This is a genomic window from Paenibacillus sp. BK720 (genome assembly GCF_011761545.1).
Lineage (GTDB): Bacteria > Bacillota > Bacilli > Paenibacillales > Paenibacillaceae > Pristimantibacillus.
In genome coordinates this window covers 512,477-530,590 of sequence record NZ_JAASRQ010000004.1, presented here as the reverse complement: position 1 = coordinate 530,590, position 18,114 = coordinate 512,477, and the positions used below count along the sequence as shown (strand labels likewise).

Genomic DNA, 18,114 nt, shown 5'->3' with positions numbered 1-18,114 from the left:
GCAATCATCTCCTTTCTCCCCTATTATAGTACAAAGTGCGAGGAATGAAAATGGATATCAACCGTTAAGGCCAGGTGATCAAAAAATTGTCAAAACCGCTTATCGAGTTCTGCAACGGCAACATGCATCACGGAACGGAAAGCATTATGAAGCAGCTTGAACAAGACGAACGGCTGAAGGTGGTCGAATACGGCTGTCTCGGCAACTGCGGAGAATGTTATTTGAAGCCATTCGCGTTAGTTGACGGCAGGATTATCGCTGCCGAATCCATAGAGGATCTAGACCGCCGTATTCGTGAAACCATCAGCGCCAAGCAAAATTAACCGAAGTGGCGTTTCGATTTCCAGAGTATGCCGCTCTTGATCAAACGCGGAATTTTACCCATCATAGGCGTGTTGCCCATGAGGCCAAAGCCGCTCTTCTTGCCAAGGGAACCCATAACGCCCTTCAGCTTGAGTTTGCCAAGCTTAGGCGTTTTGTTGTTCCAGATGGCATGAATAACTTCCGCAATTTGTTTGCCTTGCGCGCCGGCCGCTTGCCCGCTAGGGGAGAACGGCAGCGATGCGCAGTCGCCGCATACAAAGACATCGGTATAGTCCGGCAGCTGATGGTATTCATTGATGATAAGCCGGCCTTGTTTGTCCTTCGGCAGATTCATGCGCTGTACGATTTCGATCGGCTGAATGCCGGCTGTCCATACCGTAACGTCGGTTAGAATCGTTTGATTCGAGTTCGAGTCATGCAGAGCGCCTTGCTCAAGCCGGCATAACGATATGTGGCTGAGCATCTCCACTTCATGCTCTCTGAACCAGGAAGCCACAAACTTCTGCAGCGGTCCAGGGAAGGCCGACATGACGCTTGGTCCGCGGTCAATGATGCGGATGTTCAGGTCGGATCGCGCTTCGCGCAGCTCCGCAGCCACTTCTACGCCGCTAAGACCGCCGCCAATGATCGATACTTGGCCATAAGGCTTCACATCGTTCAGCAGCTGGTAAGTTTTGCGCGCATTCGAAAGGGTTTGAATGCTGGTCGAGAACTCTTCCGCGCCTTCGATGCCGTGGTAATTATCCGTACAGCCAAGTCCAATTACGAGCCATTCGTAATCGATTGGATCCTGACCTTCCAGGTAAACAAGCTTTTTATCCAGGTCAATATCTACAACTTCCCCAAATCGGGTTGTCAGACGCGGATCCTGCGGGAATTTCACGCGGATCTCCATATCCGAAACCGTTCCGGCCGCAAGCGCGTAATACTCTGTTTTAAGGCCTTGATAAGGCATGCGGTCTACGAGGATGACTTCCACGTCGATTGGCAGCTGTTTCTCGATCACGTCCGCCGCGATAGCCTGGCCGCCGTAACCGCCGCCCAAAATAACAAATTTTCTCATATGATTCCCTACCCAACTCCAAAATGATGAATGACTTGTGTGTGCCTAATATGTGCGTCTAGCCGCGTGATTACTCATATACTTTAATTTCGTTATAGAACGTATCTCTCTCCACTGGGATACGTCCGGCTCCTTTAATGAGCCATAAGAGGTCCTCGCGCGTAATGCCTTCCGGCGTAAGAGCGCCCGCCGCATGGCTGATTTTTTCTTTTACAATGGTGCCGTGAGCGTCGGATGCGCCCATCGTCAGCGCGACCTGGGTCAGCTGCGTGCCGATGTTGATGAAGTAAGCTTTAATATGCTGAATGTTGTCCAGCATCAGGCGGCTGATCGCGATCGTCTTCAAATCCTCGAAGGCCGAGTTGCGGCGGCGGATGCCTGCTTTCGGATTAATCGGCTGCATCGACAAAGGAATGAATACCTGGAATCCGTTCGTTTCGTCTTGAAGCTCGCGGATCTGTATCATGTGACGGATGCGGTCCTCATGCGATTCGATCGAGCCGTACAGCATGGTCGTATGCGTGCGCATGCCAAGATTATGAGCGGTGCGGTGCACCTCTAAATATTGGCTGACGTCGGCTTTATCGACGCGCATTTTTTTGCGGTAATGATCGGATAATATTTCTGCGCCCCCGCCGGTCAGCGATTTGAGGCCGACCTTCATAAGCTCTTCCAGTACTTCCTTGTAGCTTAAGCCGCTAATACGCGAGAAAAAGTCGATTTCCGCAGCGGTGTAGGCTTTAAGCGTTACTTCGGGGAAGCGCTCGTTTAAGGCCTTCAGGGAATCGACGTAATATTGGAACGGAACATGCGGGTTATGCCCGCCTACAATATGGAATTCTCGTACACCGGGATGGAAGTGCTGCTCTACGTATTCAATCATTTCTTGACCGGATAAGGTGTAAGCGCCCGGAGCGCCTTCGTCTTTGCGGAAATTGCAGAATGCGCAATGCGCTTCGCAGACGTTCGTAAAGTACAAGCTCATGTTTTCGATAAAATAAACTTTTTTCCCGTTCTTGCGAAGGTTAACTTCATTAGCTAGTTGCCCAATCGTAAGCAGATCATCCGATTGATACAGGAATACACCGTCTTCAAGCGTAAGGCGTTCCCCGTTTCGGACTTTGTCGATAATCGACTGCATTTGCTTATTATCAGATGGAATGGCGATGTTCATCTTGGCAACCTCCTTTTTCTCAAAAGTTAGTTAGGTGTGGTGCTGCGGCATGCTGCCATTTACCGTTCAAGGAAGAGTGGAATAAATTCAGGCTATGCCTTTGTGAAAAAAATAACTTGCTCATCCGATTAAGAAAGCTTCCATTATTATAAACCCGTACGCAAAAGGCGGCAACACCTAAAGTCTTCAACTCGTTCCAATAGGAAGGCTCTCATCTCTTGAGGAAGCGGAGGAAGAGGAGTATACTGTAACTATAACGGTACATTTATTTTTATTTATATAGAGGAGGGAAGAAGCATGATCACGATTAGTGAATCGGCATCTGACAAAATTAAAGAAATGCTTGAGGAGGAAGGCACTCCCGGGCTGTTCCTGCGCATTGGCGTGAAGGAAGGCGGCTGCACGGGCTTCTCCTACGGCATGGGCTTCGACGATGAAGAGAACGAGAACGACAAGTCGATGGAAGTCGCGGACCTGAAAGTGGTCGTAGACGACGAAAGCTTGAAGTACCTATACGGTCTTATCATCGATTGGAAAGAGTCGGCCATGGGCGGCGGCTTTACGATCGAGAACCCGAACGCAACCGCTACTTGCGGCTGCGGCTCGAGCTTCCGTACCGCTGCGGCGGCTGGCAAGCCGGATAGCGACTGCTGATATTGGGCTGAGCACGCCTGTGCTCAGCTTTTTTGTTGGGGATTCGCCAGTATGCAGGCTCCGCAAAAGAATGTTCTTCCAATCGCCATTGTTCCCGGAATCTATGAATGAACCGTACAAGGTACGATTCCGGGAACAAAAGCGAGCACTCCGTTTCTCCAGAACATTCTTTTGCTCCGCCTGTACGGCGCACAGCACCCAAACAAAAGCGTTCGCAAAAGGCCAGGCTCAGCCAGCCTTTTGTGACCAATTAGACAGGTTGCTAACACAACCTGTCTAGCCTAAACCAAACCGGCGTCCCATTTAGCGGACGCCGGTTTTTTGTTAAAAAAAAGAAGTCGGCCGAGGAACGGAGGAAGTGAATGCTCTTGAGAAACGAAGTGCCCGCCTTTGCTCGGGGATTCCTACCTTAAAATATAATCAAAGAAATCGCGAGCAACAGCGGTCGAAGGAGCATTTACTTAGGTAGTGACCTCCGCTTACCTCTGCATCTTACGAGAATTCATCCAAAGAGGAATACGGAACACCAGGTTGATGAGCAGAACGAAGAACACGAGTACCGCCGCCGACTTCTGGGCGATATCCTGGGCGTCCGGAACGATAGCCTCGGACTGGACATACCACAGGTGAACGGCAAGCGTCTCGCCCGGCGAGAAGAGGCTGAAATCCCACATTTCGCCGGAGGTCGTAACGCCGGCCGTCAGGATAATAACGGCGCTTTCACCGAATGCGCGGCCAGCGACAAGACAGATCCCGGTAATAATTCCGTTCATGGCCGCAGGGATCAAGACGCGAACGATCGTCTGTAAATGTGTAGCCCCCAGCGCAAAGGAAGCATTTTTCAGTTCCTTCGGCACGGCACGGATGGACTCCTCCGTTACGCGGGTCAGAACCGGCAGGTTCAAGAACGCCAGGCTGACAGCACCGCCGAGAATCGTCAGGCCAAGCTGGAACATTTCCACGAACAGGGCGATGCCAAACAATCCGAAGATGATTGAAGGGACGGAAGCGAGACCCTCTACGCAAATCCTCACAAACGAGATCAGCTTGTTATCCGGCGCAAATTCGGCGAGATAAATGCCTGCCGCCATCCCCAGCGGAATAGCGATCACAAGCGACAGGAACAGGATATAGAAGGAGTTCAGAAGAGCAGGGCCGATACCGCCGCCTTCTTCAATCTCGCTTGGCAGGCCGAACAGGAAGTTCCAGGAGAGCTTCGGCAGGCCGTCCTTCAGTATGAGGAACAGGAGGCCGAGAATAAAGAGAACGATGGCGATGCCAACGGTCCAGACCAGAATCGTAAACAGACGGTTATTAAAGCTGTTGATTCCTCTTTTGCCGCGGAAAGGATTCGTTGCGTTTACTGCGGTGTTTACGTTGCTCATGATTGTACTCCTCTCCGTTGCAGCCAGCGTACGCCTACGATCATCAGAAGCGAGATGGCAAGCAGCAGGAAGCCCATCAGATACAGCGCATAGTTCCAAGTGGAGTCGAACGGAACGTTGGCAATCTGCATAACGATATTACTCGTTAATACCGAGGTAGGCTTAAGCAGGCTGTCCGCGATTTGCGGGGTATTGCCGATAACCATAACAACCGCCATGGTTTCGCCGATTGCGCGGGCCATGCCAAGAATAACGGCATACAGGATACCGCTGCGTGCGGAAGGAATAAGCACCTTTACGACCGTTTGGAAACGGGTAGCGCCAAGGGCATAGGACGCATCGCTGTATTTCTTCGGTACGGCGGTAATGGAGTCATCGCTGATCCGGCTGATCGTCGGCAGGACCATGATGGTCAATACGAGAGACGCGGCAAGCAAGCCGTCGCCCATGCCCGTACCGGTAACGTCCCGGATTAGGGGAATAAGAACAGTGAGACCCAGATAACCGTAAACAACCGACGGAATGCCGACGAGCAGGTCCATGACCGGACGAAGCGTATTTTTCAGCCATGCCGGTACGAAGGTCGACAGAAAGACCGCGATCAGGAGCGAGAGCGGAACGGAAATGATCAAAGTCAGCAAAGTGAGGGCAAACGTGCCGAAAATGAATAACAATCCGCCGTATTGCTCGGTCTCCGGACTCCATTCCGTGGACAGGAAAAATTCGGAGAAGGATACGTCGCCAAAGGTCAATACGCCGGTGCGGAACATAAGCGCAAGGATAAGGAAAAGGATCAGACACACAAAACCGGCGCAGGCAATACAAACGTAACGGAACAGGCGGTTCATCACAAACAGGCGTTTCCTGCGGTCAAACGGCTTGCCGCTTCCCGTCAAAAGACTGCCGCCCAGATCGATCTGGCCCGCAGTGGATGAAGTATCTAACATAGTGATTGATCGGCTCCTTCGGTAGCAAGCAGCCGCCTGTCGCTTCGCGAAAGACGGCCGCCGTTACCTATATTCGATTGACTAGGATTATTTCATTGCGGAAAGCGGGATGAATTTCAGCTTTTTCAGCGAACCGTTTTGGAACTTGGCGCTTTGCACGTATTTGATGAATTCTTTAACAACGCCTGTAGGTTGGCCTTTCGTCATGTAGTAGCCATAGCCCCAAACTTTGTATTTGCCGTTGATCACGTTGTCTACAGTAGGAGCAACACCGTTGATGCTTACGCCGGTCATTTTTGTCGTGATGTAAGCGAAGTCGAGGTAACCGATAGCGCCAGGAGTCGACTCAACGGCTGTTTTCATGTCGCCGCTTGTTTTAACTTCTTTGTAGTTGGAGCCTTTTGTCATGAAGTCCGTACCGTTCAGCGCTTTTTGTTGGAAGTTAACGCGGGTGCCGGAACCAAATGCGCGGTTAACGACGATGATATCCGCATCTTTGCCGCCAACTTCTTTCCAGTTCGTTACTTTGCCGGAGAAAATGTCTTGCAGCTGTTTTGTAGTCAGGTTGGTTGCCGTAACGCTTTTGTTTACTACGGCAGCGAATGGAGTAACCGCTACTTTGTTAGCGACTTGGCCCGTAAAAGCTTCGAAGCCGGGAACCGCTTTTGTAGCATCCCAGTCAACCGCGCCGATATCGGCGATGCCTTTGCGCACGGATTGAGGACCCGTGATGGAACCGGCTGCCGAAGCGGAGATTTTAACCTTCGGATTCAGCTTTTTGAATTCGTTAGCCGCTTGAAGAGTAAGCGGGAGAAGAGCGGAAGAGCCATTGATGACGATTTTGCCGGACAGCTTGCTAGCTGCTTCCGTCTTGGTAGGGGCTTGAACGGAGCCAAAGCCGATGGTTGCGATAAGAGCGGCTACCGTAGCCGCTTTAAGCCATTTCAGTTTCATTTTCATTATTCCTCCTAAATGAATGTGAAGCCTTCACGCTTCGTATGCATTAGCTAAAATAGTTGTGCTTGTGGATCGATTAGCGGGTAATCGTTGTGAAATTGCCGTTAACCGGAACAGCCAGCTGGTCGTTGCTGATTGCGGCGATATCGCCTTTGCCCGATACGATCAGCTCGGATACCGCATCCGATACGCCGTACAGCTTGCTTGCCGTCCCAGTTGCAGGATCGATGGCGCTGATGCTGTTTGCATCGCCTTTTGCAGTCAAGACGATCAATTTGCCGTCAGCTTGGTTCAATTGGTACACGTCTTCTGCGTTGTAGACGTTTGCCGCTTCAAGAGAAGCCGTGTTTACCGAGGCAACGCTGCCAACGTTATCCTCGCCGATGCTTACGTAGTAAACCTTGGAGCCGTCAGCGGACAGTTCCAGGAACGCCTTGTCGCTTGCATCCTTCGTCAGCTGAACCGGTTTATTGTCGCCTTTAGCCGAGTCGTAGAAGAAAGCTTGCGTTTCCGTACCTGTTGGGTCGATCGTGACGTCATCCTTGCTTACGTCCGTGGCGTCGTTTTTAACAACAGGCTGTTTGATTTGGAAGTAAGCCACTTTAGTGCCGTCAGCGGATACCGTAAGGTTAGCTTTGTAGTCGACTTTGTCTTCCAGAATTTTTGTTACGCTGCCGTCAGCCAGGCTGAGCTTGCAGATAACGGAGTTTTTGTCGCCTTGGAAGAAGAAGATCGAGCTGCCGTCAGCCGAGAATACCATTTCGTTTTTGATCGAAGTATCCGTGCTTACTTTTGTCGATTGTTTCGTGCTCAGATCAATGACGTTAACCGTACCGTCTTCTTCGGAATAAGCGGCTTTCGAACCGTCCGGGGACACGATCAGCTCGGAGGTATCGGACGAAGTAAGCAGCAGTTCATTTTTGCCTGTCGCAGCGTCAACCAGATAATCCTCGCGGCCGTTCTCGCCAGTGATCGACGCGATCAGCTTCGAAGCGTTTACCCAAGTCACTTGATCGACATTCTCGAGGAATTTGATCGAAGTGATGTTGCCGTTGGAGTAGCCTGCGCCCAGTTTGCCAAGGAAGCTTACCGGTTCAACGAATGCTGTGCCGTTTACAGTCACGGCATCGCTCAGCTTAACGACATTGTGGTTCAATTGAACGGTAATTGTGCTGCCCGAAACATTCAGGGAAGCTTCAAGAGCTTTCGCCAGGTCGCGAACGGATGCGAGCGTTACGCCTTGCGCGTCAATCGTGCGGATTGCGACAGAGTTGCCGTTGATGGAAACGGTAATGGAACCGATTTGAACCGCTTGTGCCGTTTGTACGGCCGATTGCGCCATTACGGGTGTAACAGCTGCTGCTCCAATTGCTGTAGCGAGCACGGAAATGACTACTGCTTTTTTCATTTGAAGTTCGTCACCTTTCTTATTTTCGAATAATTGCTAGGTCCGACGGCACTACGCCGGTATGTATGAATGGCCTTGATTTTTCCCCCCGTCAAGCCGCGTCGGAACTATTTCGATTTCATAGCTAGTCTAACAGCGGAATATTATCCCATTATTTAGAAATTGTAATGATTTTGTGAAGAAAGACCTAGGTTGAATGGGACTGGCGAAATTGCTATCCTAAAATGACAATGGGGAGGAATGCCGGCATGTATCGGATATTCATCATCGAAGACGATGACAAAATAGGAGCAATACTGAAATCAACCATGGAGAAATACGGATTTGAAGCGAAGAGGGCTGCTGACTTCAAGGATTTGCTGGCGGAGTTTGCGTCGTATGATCCGCATCTGGTTCTGCTCGACATCAATCTGCCGTATTTCGACGGCTTTTATTGGTGCAGGCAAATCCGGACAAGGTCTAACGTCCCGATTCTGTTTATCTCAGCCCGCGAAGGAGAGATGGATCAGGTGATGGCTATTGAAAATGGCGGAGACGACTATCTTTCGAAGCCTATTCATCTGGATCTGCTGCTCGCGAAGGTAAAGGGAGCTTTGCGCCGGGCATACGGGGAATATGCCGCGGCTTCGGCCGCTTCGGCGGCGGCATCCGCCGAGATCGAATTGAAGGGACTGCGCCTTAATCTTAGCCGCAACGAGCTGGAATGGCAGGGAGAGCGGACGGAGCTGACGAAGAACGAACGGCTGCTGGCCGAGGCTTTCATGAAGAGGCCCGATGAGATTGTGGCAAGGGAGCAGCTGCTTGAGGCATTATGGGATGATGTTCAGTTTGTGGACGACAATACGTTAACCGTTAATGTCACCCGGCTGCGCAAGAAGCTCGAAGAGATCGGCATTCTAAAAGCGATTGAGACGGTCCGGGGACAAGGCTACCGGCTGAGCGCCGAAGCGCTGCAGGAGGCCAAAGCATGATCCGTGCTTATCTTTGGGATCGGAAAGTTCTGATCGCAACCTACCTGACAGGCTCCTTCATGGCGTGCGCGATGTTTTCTCTCGATAAGCTTCGTTACGAGAGAGCGGACGCGGGGCTTGTCTATTATTACGCCGAGCTTGCGGTTTTCCTGCTGATTATTGGACTGGCCGTTGACTACCTTCGTCAGCGCGGCTATTACAAGCAGCTTCAGGATGCGATTGAACACGGAACGGAGCTCAATGCTTCGATGGTGGTAACCTCCGGCGTCACCAAAGAGCAGCTTGCCGTGCAGAAGCTGTTGGCTGCGCAATACGGCGCCTATTTGACGGATCTCAGTCAGTACCGCCGGCAGCAGGAGCAGCATAATCATTTCGTTCTGCAATGGGTTCACCATATGAAGACTCCCGTCTCGGTCATTGATCTGCTTGTCCAGGAAGCGCTGCAGGAGCGGGATGTTCCGCCCGCCCATTCCGAAAGACTGCAAAGCATCCGCGAGGAGACCGGCAGGATGACAAGAGGGCTCGATATGATGCTGCATACGGCGAGGCTCGACAAAATCGAATTTGATCTGCATCCCCGTTCGGTGGCGCTTCACGAAGCGGCCCGCAGCGTAATAAACGCCCACAAGCAGCTCTGCATACGGCATGCTATATATCCGAGAATAGACGGAGAGGCGGTTGTGGAGACCGATGAGAAATGGCTGACGTTTATTTTGAATCAGCTGATCGGCAATGCGATCAAATACTCGAAGCGCAAGCCGGGCTCAAAGAAGCTGATAGTCAGCATCGAGCAGGAGCCGGATTTAAGCGCCGTCAGGATGTCTGTTATAGATGAAGGAATCGGAATCGAGGCGCATGATCTGCCAAGGGTTTTTGACCCGTTTTTCACCGGAGAGAATGGCCGTTCGGTTGAGGAGTCAACGGGGATGGGGCTTTATTTGGCCAAGCAGGTATGCGGCCGTCTCGGTCACGAGCTGTATGCCGAATCAGAGGTTGGTTCCGGTACGAAGGTTACGGTTGTGTTCCGCCCCGAAGGGATCCATTTGTTGCGTTAAGTTCGCCGATGCGAGCGAAACATGACAAAATCGTAAGATTCATAGCCTCCAATTGAAAGGTAAATCGATGGGTTGATAAGGGCGGATGGAGCTATACTGAGTCCATAATCAAAACAAATGAGCAAGTCTTGGGGAGGCTGTTACGATGAGTGTATTGCGTACGAAAGGGATTGGAAAGATCTATCATTCAAAAGGGAATATGTCCTATCGGGCGCTTGAGGATATCGATCTTAACATTGAAGCGGGAGAGTTTGTTGGCGTCATGGGCCCTTCGGGCAGCGGGAAAACAACGCTTCTCAACCTGCTCGCTACGATTGACCGTCCGACATCCGGCGAGCTGGAAATCAACGGCGTACAGCCTGGCAAGCTGAGCGACAAGAAGCTGGCGCTGTTCCGCCGCAGAGAGCTGGGCTTCGTGTTTCAGGACTTTAACCTGCTTGATACGATGACGATTAAGGAAAATATTATTTTACCGCTTGTGCTTGAAGGCGCAGCGCCGCGCGTTATCGAAGAGAAGCTGAAGCCGCTGGCGATTATGCTGAATATCGACAGTATCCTGGACAAGCGGACGTACGAGGTGTCCGGCGGACAGAAGCAGCGCGCCGCTATTGCCCGGGCAATCATTCACCAGCCTGCGCTGGTGCTTGCCGACGAGCTCACCGGCAACCTCGATTCCAAAGCGGCGAAGGATGTTATGGACGCGCTCAAGGATATGAATGAGCGCCTTGGCGCAACGGTTCTGATGGTTACGCATGATCCGTTCTCGGCAAGCTATTGCAAACGCATCGTCTTCATTAAGGACGGCAAGCTGTTCAGCGAAATCCGGAGAGGTACGAACCGCCAGGCGTTCTTCCAGCAGATTCTGGATTCTTTGAGTGTACTGGGAGGTAATTTCGATGACGTTCCGTTCGCTCGCGCTTAGCAATATGAAGGGAAACTGGCGTTCGTACAGCGCCTTTTTCCTAAGCTGCGTATTTTCCGTACTGATCTTCTATATGTATTCATCGTTTATTTTTCATCCGGATGTCGTAAACGGACATATTGAACAGGCGGCAAAGGTAAGAAGAGGGATGCTTTTCTGCCTTTACATTATCGGAATCTTCTCCTTTCTGTTTGTTCTGTATTCCAACTCGGCTTTCCTTAAAACGCGCAAGCAGGAGTTTGGCTTGTTATCCTTATTCGGGATGACCAAAGCACAGCTGAGAAAGCTCGTTATTTATGAAAGCATTGCCCTGGCTATTCTGTCCATCGGCGTTGGAATCGGGCTTGGGATGCTGTTCAGCAAGCTGTTCTTTATGGCCCTGTCGGTGTTTCTGAAGGTAACGGACCCGATACCGTTTGCCGCTCCGCTGAAGGCGGTTGGAATGACCGGTCTTGGGTTCTTTGTCCTGTTTGTCGCGATTGCCGTTCTTACTTCCCTCCGGATCGGCAAAGCCGAGCTGGTGGAGCTCTTCAAGGCCGGCCGCAAGCCCAAAGGCATGCTGCTGTTCTCGCCTTGGCTTGTAGCACTGGCGCTTGTATCCCTTGGCGCGGGATACACGATGGCGGTTGTGTTGAATCCCTTTAATTTCTTTTATATGGCCCTGCTTATCCTCGTAACGGTGACGGTGGGAACTTATTTCCTGTTCACGCAGTTCAGCGTGCTGCTGATCCGTTTCCTGCAGAGGCGCCATTCGTTCTTTTATAACCGTACGAATATGGTGGTTCTGTCGCAGCTTGGCTACAAGCTGAAGGATAACGCGCGGATTCTGTTTATGGTCTCGATTATGAGCGCGGTTATTCTGACTGCCTCCGGAACGTTTTATTTGATGCAGGTAAGCGCGAAACAGCAGATTTACCAGTTCTATCCTTATGCGGTTGCGGTGATGGAGAAGGGTCTCCAAAGCCATGAGGTGATTGATCCGGAAGAGCTGAAGACGCATCTTCGCGAAGCCGGCCATCCCGTTACCGATGCAAAGATTGTGAACGGAGCCAGCGTAACTCATATTAAGCTGACGCGGAGCAACGGGAACAATATCGATTATAACCCGGACACCATGATGATCTCGGAGTCGGATTATAACCGTCTGGCGAAAGCGCAAGGGAAGAAGACGATTCATCTTAAGCCGGGTACGGCGGCGCTGCCGGGATCGTTCAGCCCTCCTATTGAACGGATTCAGGGCACTGTGCAGGGGAAAGCGATTGATTATGCCGTATCGGTAACCCTTTCCGACAGTGTCATGAATCAGACCGATTTCAACTGGATGACGATTATTGTGGAGGACGGGGAGTATAAGAAGCTTCTTGCAAATGTACCGGAAAACGAGCAGCTTGTCTGGTACGGCTATGAAGTGAAGGATTGGGAAAGCGCGGGTCCGGCGATTAAGAAGCTGCAAATTCGGGAAGACCTCGAAGGGCAGGTCAATCGCAATCGCGCGGATAACTTTGCCAATATGAAGGAAACAAGCCAGCTTACGCTGTTTATCGGCTTGTTTATCAGTCTGCTGTTCTTTATCGCATCGGGCAGCTTGATTTACTTCAAGATGTTTACGGAGCTGCAGGAGGATCAGGCGCAGTTCAACGCGTTGAAACGGATCGGAATGACAAGGCAGGAGATTCGGAAAATAACGGTGACCCAGATTGGCATTATATTCTATCTGCCTTGTCTGGTTGGCACCATCCATGCGCTGTTCGCGATGAAGGCGCTGGACGGATTGATGGGATCCAGCGTATGGCTGTATTCGTTTGTGATTATCGGCATCTTTGTCGTTATGCAGACGATTTACTTCCTGCTCGCAAGCATGAGTTATTCCAAAGGATTGAATAGAGGAACGGCCAGCGCTTAACGCGCCGGCCGTTTTTTTCTTTTCTCATGCTTGCTGCTGTTCCAGCCATGAGATCCGTTTTGTCTTTAATCCGCTGAGCGCCGTCTCTGCGGTTGTATATTCCGCCTGCAGCTTTTTAACTACCGTCCTGACCTCATGCGCGGCTTCGCAGGTGCGGTCCTGCGTCTCCTTGATCCTCTTCTGCACGATCCAGTCCGTGATCAGCCCGTCGAACCAATAGTCTCCGAACTTCAGCAGGCCGCTGATATCGAATTGGATATCGAGACTGCGCTTCAGGTCCGCCAGCTCATCCCGGAAGCTCTTCAGCTCATGGTTGGCTGCCGCGATAGAGGACTTGGCATCGTCAATATGCTCGTGTTTAATATGGGTAGAAATAAGTCCGCCGTTGCCCCACGTATCCCAGTTGCCCCAGTTGATGGCTTTGTCGAGGCTTTCGATGGCCGGCTCCAGAGAGGCAAGCACTCTTCTGCCGGCCGTAAAGGCTTCATTCAACTCGCGTACCGTAACCTGATGGGCTGCAATCTCGCTTTCCATGGCCATTAGCTCGGCGGCTTTGTCTGGCATGCTTCTTAGGAATTGTTCCTGCTCGGCTAGAAGCCGGTTATAATCCTGCTCAGCGCTGTGATTGGCGCTAATCACCATTCCGGTTTGCATAATCTCATCTTTCAACTTGCCCAGCTCCTGCTTGGCCTCCGTAAGCTTGAGCGCCGCGGCCAGCGCCTGCTGGCGCTCCATTTCGAGCTGTTCGTCCTTGCTCCGAAGCAGCGTGTGAAACAGATTCGTCAAGGTCATTCGCGTAAGCTTATCGACGTCGGCCTGCTCGGCTTCCAGATCAAGCTCCAGACGGATGATCTGCCGTTCCAGTTGGTTTAACCGGGAGCGGAATTGACTCTGTCTGCGGATGGCTCTTTCAAGCTCGTATTTGCGTTCCTTGGCTTCCGTCAAACGATCAAACAAAGAATTTGTCATAAGTAGGAATTCCCTCCTGGAATAGGGTGATGGTTGCGACTCTATACGAGGTTGGGGACTTATAAGTTTCATTCCCTGCCCACAGGTCTAAGGCTGCGGCTGAAACGTTAGATCGATCTGAATGATCTCGGAGCGGCTGCCAAGGCGGATCGGCGGCCCCCAAGAGCCGAAGCCGGAGGATACGATGGCGTGCAGATTGCCCTTCAGCTTATAGCCCCAATCGAGCTCGAAGATCCGGCGGGTGATCAGATGGTTAGGCGCCATTTGCCCGCGGTGGGTATGACCGGATAAGGATAAGTCTATGCCGTTCACGGAAGCCTGCTCCAGATCGGATGGCTGGTGATCCATCATAATTAGCGGACGGGTTTTGTCCAGACCGGCAATCAGTTCGCTGATCGGTAAGCGGCCTTCCGGATCGCTATGACGCGCAGCAAGATCTTTGCGTCCAACGATGTAGAAGCTGTCTTGAACAAGAATATTTTCATCCAGAAGGACTCGAATGCCGATCGCCTTCATCTGGGCGATGTACTCTTGAATGTGTCCGCCGATATATTCGTGATTACCCAGCACGGCATAGATCCCAAGCGGTGCCTTAAGTTTGCTCATGGTAGCCGCCATATTGCGCTTGATGAACGGATCAATGCTGTCGTCAATGACGTCGCCGGGCAGCAGGATCAGATCCGGCTTCATCTCTTCCATGTGGCTGATGAGGCGGCCAAGATGCTTGTTGCCGACTACCGTGCCCAGATGGATATCGGAGGCAACTCCGATCCGGAGCTTCCGGACAGCGCCGGCCTGCTTCGGAACGGTCAGCTCATAACGGCGGACAATCGGAGTCCAGGCGTTCCAAGCTCCCCGAACAAGGATCGAGGCCAATAGAACGAAGGTAACCGTGCCGACGGACGCAACGGCTGTTTTGTAGGAAACGGAAGCAAGCGTCAGCAGCCAGACGGCTAAATCCGCCAGAGGGAGAATGAGGAGGCCGTATTCCATAACGGCAAACCAGTAGGAGCCCATATATTTCAGGAAATAAGCGACTTGCCGGACCGGCGAAGCCGAATGCTGTCCAAACCGTCCGATAAGCCAGGCGAAGGAGAGGATACCGAGAATGATGCCATACGGCCAGGCATGCTCGAGGTCAAACAGCGTGGACAGGTAAACCCAGCCATTCCAGCCGATGTACCAGTTGACCAGGGCAAATACAAGGAGGAAGACGGTAATAACGGGAATAAATCTAGCTTTCACTTGGACATCTCCTTACTTGTCGCATATAGGTTTCGTTAAACTCGTGAACCTACTATATCACACCGCAAATGCCGGGTAAAATAAGGCGGATTGAGCGGCCGGCAATGGTCTTGCCGCCGTTTTTCTAGTATACTTGTACAATGATTTTACGGCAGGGAGAGGGATTCGAAATGAAATCGTTAGTGCTTGCGGAAAAGCCAAGCGTCGCAAAAGAAATTGCGCGCGTTCTCGGCTGCGGCAGCAAAAATAAAAGCTATATGGAAGGCCCTAATTACGTGGTCACTTGGGCGCTTGGCCATCTGGTGACGCTTGCGGAGCCGGAGGATTACGATCCGAAATACAAAACCTGGAACCTGGAGGACCTTCCTCTGCTTCCGGGAAAGATGAACCTGAAGGTGATGCGAGAGACGTCGCATCAATACAAGGCGGTTGCGCAGCTGTGCAAGCGCCCGGATATCGGCGAGCTGATCATCGCAACCGATGCGGGGCGGGAAGGCGAGCTGGTAGCCCGGTGGATTATGGAGCTGGTTCACTGGCGCAAACCTTTCAAGCGGCTGTGGATTTCGTCCCAGACGGACAAAGCGATCAAGGACGGCTTTAAGGCGCTTAAGCCTGGACAGCAATACAACAATTTGTACGCATCGGCCGTCTGCCGGGCGGAGGCGGACTGGCTGATCGGCCTGAACGTCACGAGGGCGCTTACGGTGAAGTACAATGCCCAGCTTGCGGCAGGCCGCGTGCAGACGCCAACGCTTGGCGCGCTGATCGACCGGGAGAAGGAGATTAACCAATTCCAATCGCAGCCGTATTGGACGGTTTCGGCGGATCTCGGAGCCTTCCAGGCGCTGTGGCGCCAGAACGACAATCATGACGGCAGAGTGTGGGACAGAAGCGAAGCGGAAGCCGTAGTCTCACGCCTGCAGGGGAAAAGTGCCAAGGTCGACAAGCTTCGGACAACCCAGAAGTCCGAGCCGCATCCGCAGGCTTTCGATTTGACCGAGCTGCAGAGGGAAGCGAACAAACGTCTCGGTTTCTCGGCGAAAATGACGTCCAATGTCCTGCAGAAGCTGTACGAGCAGCATAAGCTCGTTACTTACCCGCGTACGGACTCCCGTTATTTGTCGAGCGATATCGTGCCAACGCTTAAAGGACGCTTGGAGAGCGTTGCGGTGGGGCCGTATGCGCCGCTTGCCCGCAAGCTGCTCCGGGGTCAGCTGACCGTAACGAAACGCTTCGTGGACGACAGCAAGGTCAGCGATCACCATGCGATTATTCCAACCGATGAATACGTAAATTTATCGGCTCTCGGCAATGACGAGCGCAAGCTGTACGATCTGATCGTGCGACGCTTTATTTCGTTGTTTTACCCGCCGTATACGTATGACGAGACAAGCGTCGTGCTGACGGTTGGCCAAGACAAGCTGTATGCGAAAGGCAAAGTCCAGAAGGATATCGGCTGGAAAGAGCTGTACGGCGGCAGCGACGCCAGATTTGCCGCGGACGAGGACGATGAAGAGGAGAACGGGCGCGGCGAGGACAAGAGTACGCCGGAGCAGCTGCTGCCGTCGCTTGTCCAAGGACAAGCCGTTCCGGTGAAGCAGAGCCGCCTGAAGGAGCTGCGCACGCTCCCTCCGGCGCGTTATACGGAGGCCTCTTTGCTCTCGAAGATGGAGAAGCATGGACTTGGTACGCCGGCTACCCGCGCGGATATTATCGAGAAGCTGCTGTCTACCGATACGATTGAGCGGACCCAGAACCGTCTAGTTCCGACAAGCAAAGGCAAGCAGCTGATCGAGCTGGTTGTCGACGAGCTGCGCAGCCCGGAGCTGACGGCGAAGTGGGAGCGGGAGCTTGAGCTTATCGCGCTTGGCAAAGGAGACGCCAAGCGGTTCATGGCGGGGATCCGGGAGCAGGCTGACAAATGGGTTACGACGGTCAAGAATGAGACGAAGGAATACAAGCCGCATAACTTGACCCATTCGCGCTGCCCGGAATGCGGCAAGCTGTTGATGGAAGTGAAGGGCAAGCGGGGCAAATCGCTTGTCTGCTCCGACCGCGAATGCAGCTACCGCCGCCAGGCGGAGCCTGCGCTATCCAATAAGCGCTGTCCGCAATGCCATAAGAAGATGGAAATTCATAACGGCAAGGCAGGCAAATACGCGCAGTGCAGACCGTGCAACGTTATTGAGATGCTGGGCGACAAGCAAGGCGGAAGAATCAACAAGCATCAGCAGAAGAAGATGATTGAGCAGTACAGCGATAATGTATCGCTGTCCAATAGTCTCGCCGACGCGCTGAAAGCTGCAATGAAAAAACAAGATAACGACTAACGAGAAGAGGGAGTGCCAATAAGCGGCACTCCCTCTTTTTTGCTCGGACAATCATCCAAGAGACAACCGTTCCTCCTTCATATGCTATTAATAGGAAAGGAGATTGATAGCATGGAAGAACAACTTGGCCGGCCAGTCCCCGACAAATGGGCAAAGCAGGCGGCTCTTCTCGCCGATCCTTTTATTGCCCCGCATATTCCGCCAACGAAGCTATACAATGCCGGCAACTTAAGAAGCATGCTCGGCAAGCATCAAACGGTTGTTATCAAGCCCGTTATCGGCACTGGCGGACACGGCGTTATTAAGGTGTCGAAGACAAGCGTAGGCTATAGCTTTACCTCCCATTCGACAACGCATTCTTATGCCAGCTTTGAAGCGCTTAAGTCGGCACTCGACAAGAAACGCAAAAATCGCCCTTATCTGATTCAGAAAGGTATCCGGCTCGCCAAGGTTGGCGGCCGCCCGATTGATTACAGGGTCAAGTATGTAAAGACCGAAACGGGCTGGGTATACCGTTCGATGGTAGGAAGAATCGCCAAGCCGGGGTTGTTCGTAACCAACCTGTGCCAAGGCGGCACGATGGTTACGGCGGCAGAAGGAATTCGCCGATCCTTGTCTCCGGCTCTAGTGGGAGCGAAGAAGCAGAAAATGCGCGATTTGACCGTAGAGTCAACGCGAATACTGGAGGAAAGGTTTCCGGGCGTTGGGCAGTTAGGGTTCGATTACGGCATTGACGTGAACGGCAAGATATGGATCTTTGAAGTGAATACGAGGCCGCGATAAGAAGAATAGGGCCGCTTATAAAAC

The 18,114-nt window shown here is 52.2% G+C and carries 16 protein-coding genes; 8 read left to right on the top strand and 8 right to left on the bottom strand.

Features of this window, described 5'->3' with window-relative positions:
- The first annotated feature begins 86 nt into the window (after positions 1 to 86).
- Positions 87 to 323: a YuzB family protein gene (locus FHT67_RS17880; protein ID WP_208403340.1), complete on the top strand. Its 237-nt coding sequence runs from the start codon at positions 87 to 89 to the stop codon at positions 321 to 323.
- Here the strand turns inward: FHT67_RS17880 and FHT67_RS17875 are convergent.
- Together FHT67_RS17875 and mqnE are read right to left on the bottom strand one after the other, a co-directional pair.
- Complete coding sequence (locus FHT67_RS17875) at positions 320 to 1,387, bottom strand: NAD(P)/FAD-dependent oxidoreductase (protein WP_132307904.1); 1,068 nt, start codon at positions 1,385 to 1,387, stop codon at positions 320 to 322. The two genes, FHT67_RS17880 and FHT67_RS17875, sit on opposite strands and share 4 nt — an antisense overlap.
- Before the next feature lie 70 nt (positions 1,388 to 1,457).
- The gene (gene mqnE / locus FHT67_RS17870; protein WP_167200400.1) at positions 1,458 to 2,561 is read right to left on the bottom strand and encodes an aminofutalosine synthase MqnE; all 1,104 of its coding nucleotides are present in this window, start codon (positions 2,559 to 2,561) and stop codon (positions 1,458 to 1,460) included.
- Positions 2,562 to 2,858: 297 nt separating this feature from the next.
- On the opposite strand from mqnE, the gene erpA reads away from it, so the two are divergent.
- On the top strand, positions 2,859 to 3,215 hold the full coding sequence (gene erpA / locus FHT67_RS17865; RefSeq protein ID WP_127495565.1) for an iron-sulfur cluster insertion protein ErpA: 357 nt from the start codon (positions 2,859 to 2,861) through the stop codon (positions 3,213 to 3,215).
- A gap of 479 nt (positions 3,216 to 3,694) precedes the next feature.
- Here the strand turns inward: erpA and pstA are convergent, their stop codons facing one another.
- The 4 genes from pstA to FHT67_RS17845 all read right to left on the bottom strand — a co-directional run bounded on the left by pstA (position 3,695) and on the right by FHT67_RS17845 (position 7,912).
- Complete coding sequence (gene pstA / locus FHT67_RS17860) at positions 3,695 to 4,600, bottom strand: phosphate ABC transporter permease PstA (RefSeq protein WP_132307900.1); 906 nt, start codon at positions 4,598 to 4,600, stop codon at positions 3,695 to 3,697.
- On the bottom strand, positions 4,597 to 5,547 hold the full coding sequence (gene pstC / locus FHT67_RS17855; protein WP_132307898.1) for a phosphate ABC transporter permease subunit PstC: 951 nt from the start codon (positions 5,545 to 5,547) through the stop codon (positions 4,597 to 4,599). The genes pstA and pstC overlap by 4 nt, the downstream gene beginning before the upstream one ends.
- Before the next feature lie 87 nt (positions 5,548 to 5,634).
- Positions 5,635 to 6,501 carry a phosphate ABC transporter substrate-binding protein gene (locus FHT67_RS17850; RefSeq protein ID WP_132307896.1) on the bottom strand — a complete coding sequence of 289 codons (867 nt, stop codon included), beginning with the start codon at positions 6,499 to 6,501 and terminating at the stop codon, positions 5,635 to 5,637.
- Positions 6,502 to 6,580: 79 nt separating this feature from the next.
- Positions 6,581 to 7,912, bottom strand: a complete 1,332-nt coding sequence (locus FHT67_RS17845) for a TolB family protein (RefSeq protein WP_132307894.1) — start codon at positions 7,910 to 7,912, stop codon at positions 6,581 to 6,583.
- 248 nt (positions 7,913 to 8,160) lie between these two features.
- Between FHT67_RS17845 and FHT67_RS17840 the strand changes: the two genes are divergently transcribed.
- From FHT67_RS17840 to FHT67_RS17825, 4 genes are all read left to right on the top strand, one after another.
- Positions 8,161 to 8,883, top strand: coding sequence for a response regulator transcription factor (locus FHT67_RS17840; RefSeq protein ID WP_167200397.1), 723 nt, complete (start codon positions 8,161 to 8,163; stop codon positions 8,881 to 8,883).
- Positions 8,880 to 9,938: a sensor histidine kinase gene (locus FHT67_RS17835; RefSeq protein WP_167200394.1), complete on the top strand. Its 1,059-nt coding sequence runs from the start codon at positions 8,880 to 8,882 to the stop codon at positions 9,936 to 9,938. Before FHT67_RS17840 ends, FHT67_RS17835 begins: the two co-directional genes overlap by 4 nt.
- 145 nt (positions 9,939 to 10,083) lie before the next feature.
- A complete protein-coding gene (locus FHT67_RS17830) occupies positions 10,084 to 10,860 on the top strand; it encodes an ABC transporter ATP-binding protein (protein WP_167200391.1) in 777 nt (258 codons plus the stop codon).
- Positions 10,835 to 12,763 carry an ABC transporter permease gene (locus FHT67_RS17825; RefSeq protein ID WP_167200388.1) on the top strand — a complete coding sequence of 643 codons (1,929 nt, stop codon included), beginning with the start codon at positions 10,835 to 10,837 and terminating at the stop codon, positions 12,761 to 12,763. The genes FHT67_RS17830 and FHT67_RS17825 overlap by 26 nt, the downstream gene beginning before the upstream one ends.
- 24 nt (positions 12,764 to 12,787) lie before the next feature.
- On the opposite strand, the gene FHT67_RS17820 is transcribed toward FHT67_RS17825, so the two are convergent.
- Entirely contained in the window at positions 12,788 to 13,732 is a 945-nt protein-coding gene (locus tag FHT67_RS17820) for a hypothetical protein (protein WP_167200385.1), read from the bottom strand.
- An 87-nt stretch (positions 13,733 to 13,819) separates the two neighbouring features.
- Positions 13,820 to 14,977, bottom strand: a complete 1,158-nt coding sequence (locus tag FHT67_RS17815) for a metallophosphoesterase (RefSeq protein WP_167200382.1) — start codon at positions 14,975 to 14,977, stop codon at positions 13,820 to 13,822.
- Between the two features lie 170 nt (positions 14,978 to 15,147).
- On the opposite strand from FHT67_RS17815, the gene FHT67_RS17810 reads away from it, so the two are divergent.
- Together FHT67_RS17810 and FHT67_RS17805 are read left to right on the top strand one after the other, a co-directional pair.
- Positions 15,148 to 17,307 carry a DNA topoisomerase III gene (locus FHT67_RS17810; RefSeq protein ID WP_167200379.1) on the top strand — a complete coding sequence of 720 codons (2,160 nt, stop codon included), beginning with the start codon at positions 15,148 to 15,150 and terminating at the stop codon, positions 17,305 to 17,307.
- Positions 17,308 to 17,418: 111 nt separating this feature from the next.
- Positions 17,419 to 18,090: a YheC/YheD family protein gene (locus FHT67_RS17805; RefSeq protein WP_167200376.1), complete on the top strand. Its 672-nt coding sequence runs from the start codon at positions 17,419 to 17,421 to the stop codon at positions 18,088 to 18,090.
- The last annotated feature ends 24 nt before the right edge of the window (positions 18,091 to 18,114 follow it).

What these genes read in the sequence shown, in the direction of transcription:
- FHT67_RS17875 (WP_132307904.1), bottom strand. Translation starts at nt 1,387, where the DNA reads ATGAGAAAATTTGTTATTTTGGGCGGCGGTTACGGCGGCCAGGCTATC.
- mqnE (WP_167200400.1), bottom strand. Translation starts at nt 2,561, where the DNA reads ATGAACATCGCCATTCCATCTGATAATAAGCAAATGCAGTCGATTATC.
- erpA (WP_127495565.1), top strand. Translation starts at nt 2,859, where the DNA reads ATGATCACGATTAGTGAATCGGCATCTGACAAAATTAAAGAAATGCTT.
- pstA (WP_132307900.1), bottom strand. Translation starts at nt 4,600, where the DNA reads ATGAGCAACGTAAACACCGCAGTAAACGCAACGAATCCTTTCCGCGGC.
- pstC (WP_132307898.1), bottom strand. Translation starts at nt 5,547, where the DNA reads ATGTTAGATACTTCATCCACTGCGGGCCAGATCGATCTGGGCGGCAGT.
- FHT67_RS17850 (WP_132307896.1), bottom strand. Translation starts at nt 6,501, where the DNA reads ATGAAACTGAAATGGCTTAAAGCGGCTACGGTAGCCGCTCTTATCGCA.
- FHT67_RS17845 (WP_132307894.1), bottom strand. Translation starts at nt 7,912, where the DNA reads ATGAAAAAAGCAGTAGTCATTTCCGTGCTCGCTACAGCAATTGGAGCA.
- FHT67_RS17840 (WP_167200397.1), top strand. Translation starts at nt 8,161, where the DNA reads ATGTATCGGATATTCATCATCGAAGACGATGACAAAATAGGAGCAATA.
- FHT67_RS17835 (WP_167200394.1), top strand. Translation starts at nt 8,880, where the DNA reads ATGATCCGTGCTTATCTTTGGGATCGGAAAGTTCTGATCGCAACCTAC.
- FHT67_RS17830 (WP_167200391.1), top strand. Translation starts at nt 10,084, where the DNA reads ATGAGTGTATTGCGTACGAAAGGGATTGGAAAGATCTATCATTCAAAA.
- FHT67_RS17825 (WP_167200388.1), top strand. Translation starts at nt 10,835, where the DNA reads ATGACGTTCCGTTCGCTCGCGCTTAGCAATATGAAGGGAAACTGGCGT.
- FHT67_RS17820 (WP_167200385.1), bottom strand. Translation starts at nt 13,732, where the DNA reads ATGACAAATTCTTTGTTTGATCGTTTGACGGAAGCCAAGGAACGCAAA.
- FHT67_RS17810 (WP_167200379.1), top strand. Translation starts at nt 15,148, where the DNA reads ATGAAATCGTTAGTGCTTGCGGAAAAGCCAAGCGTCGCAAAAGAAATT.
- FHT67_RS17805 (WP_167200376.1), top strand. Translation starts at nt 17,419, where the DNA reads ATGGAAGAACAACTTGGCCGGCCAGTCCCCGACAAATGGGCAAAGCAG.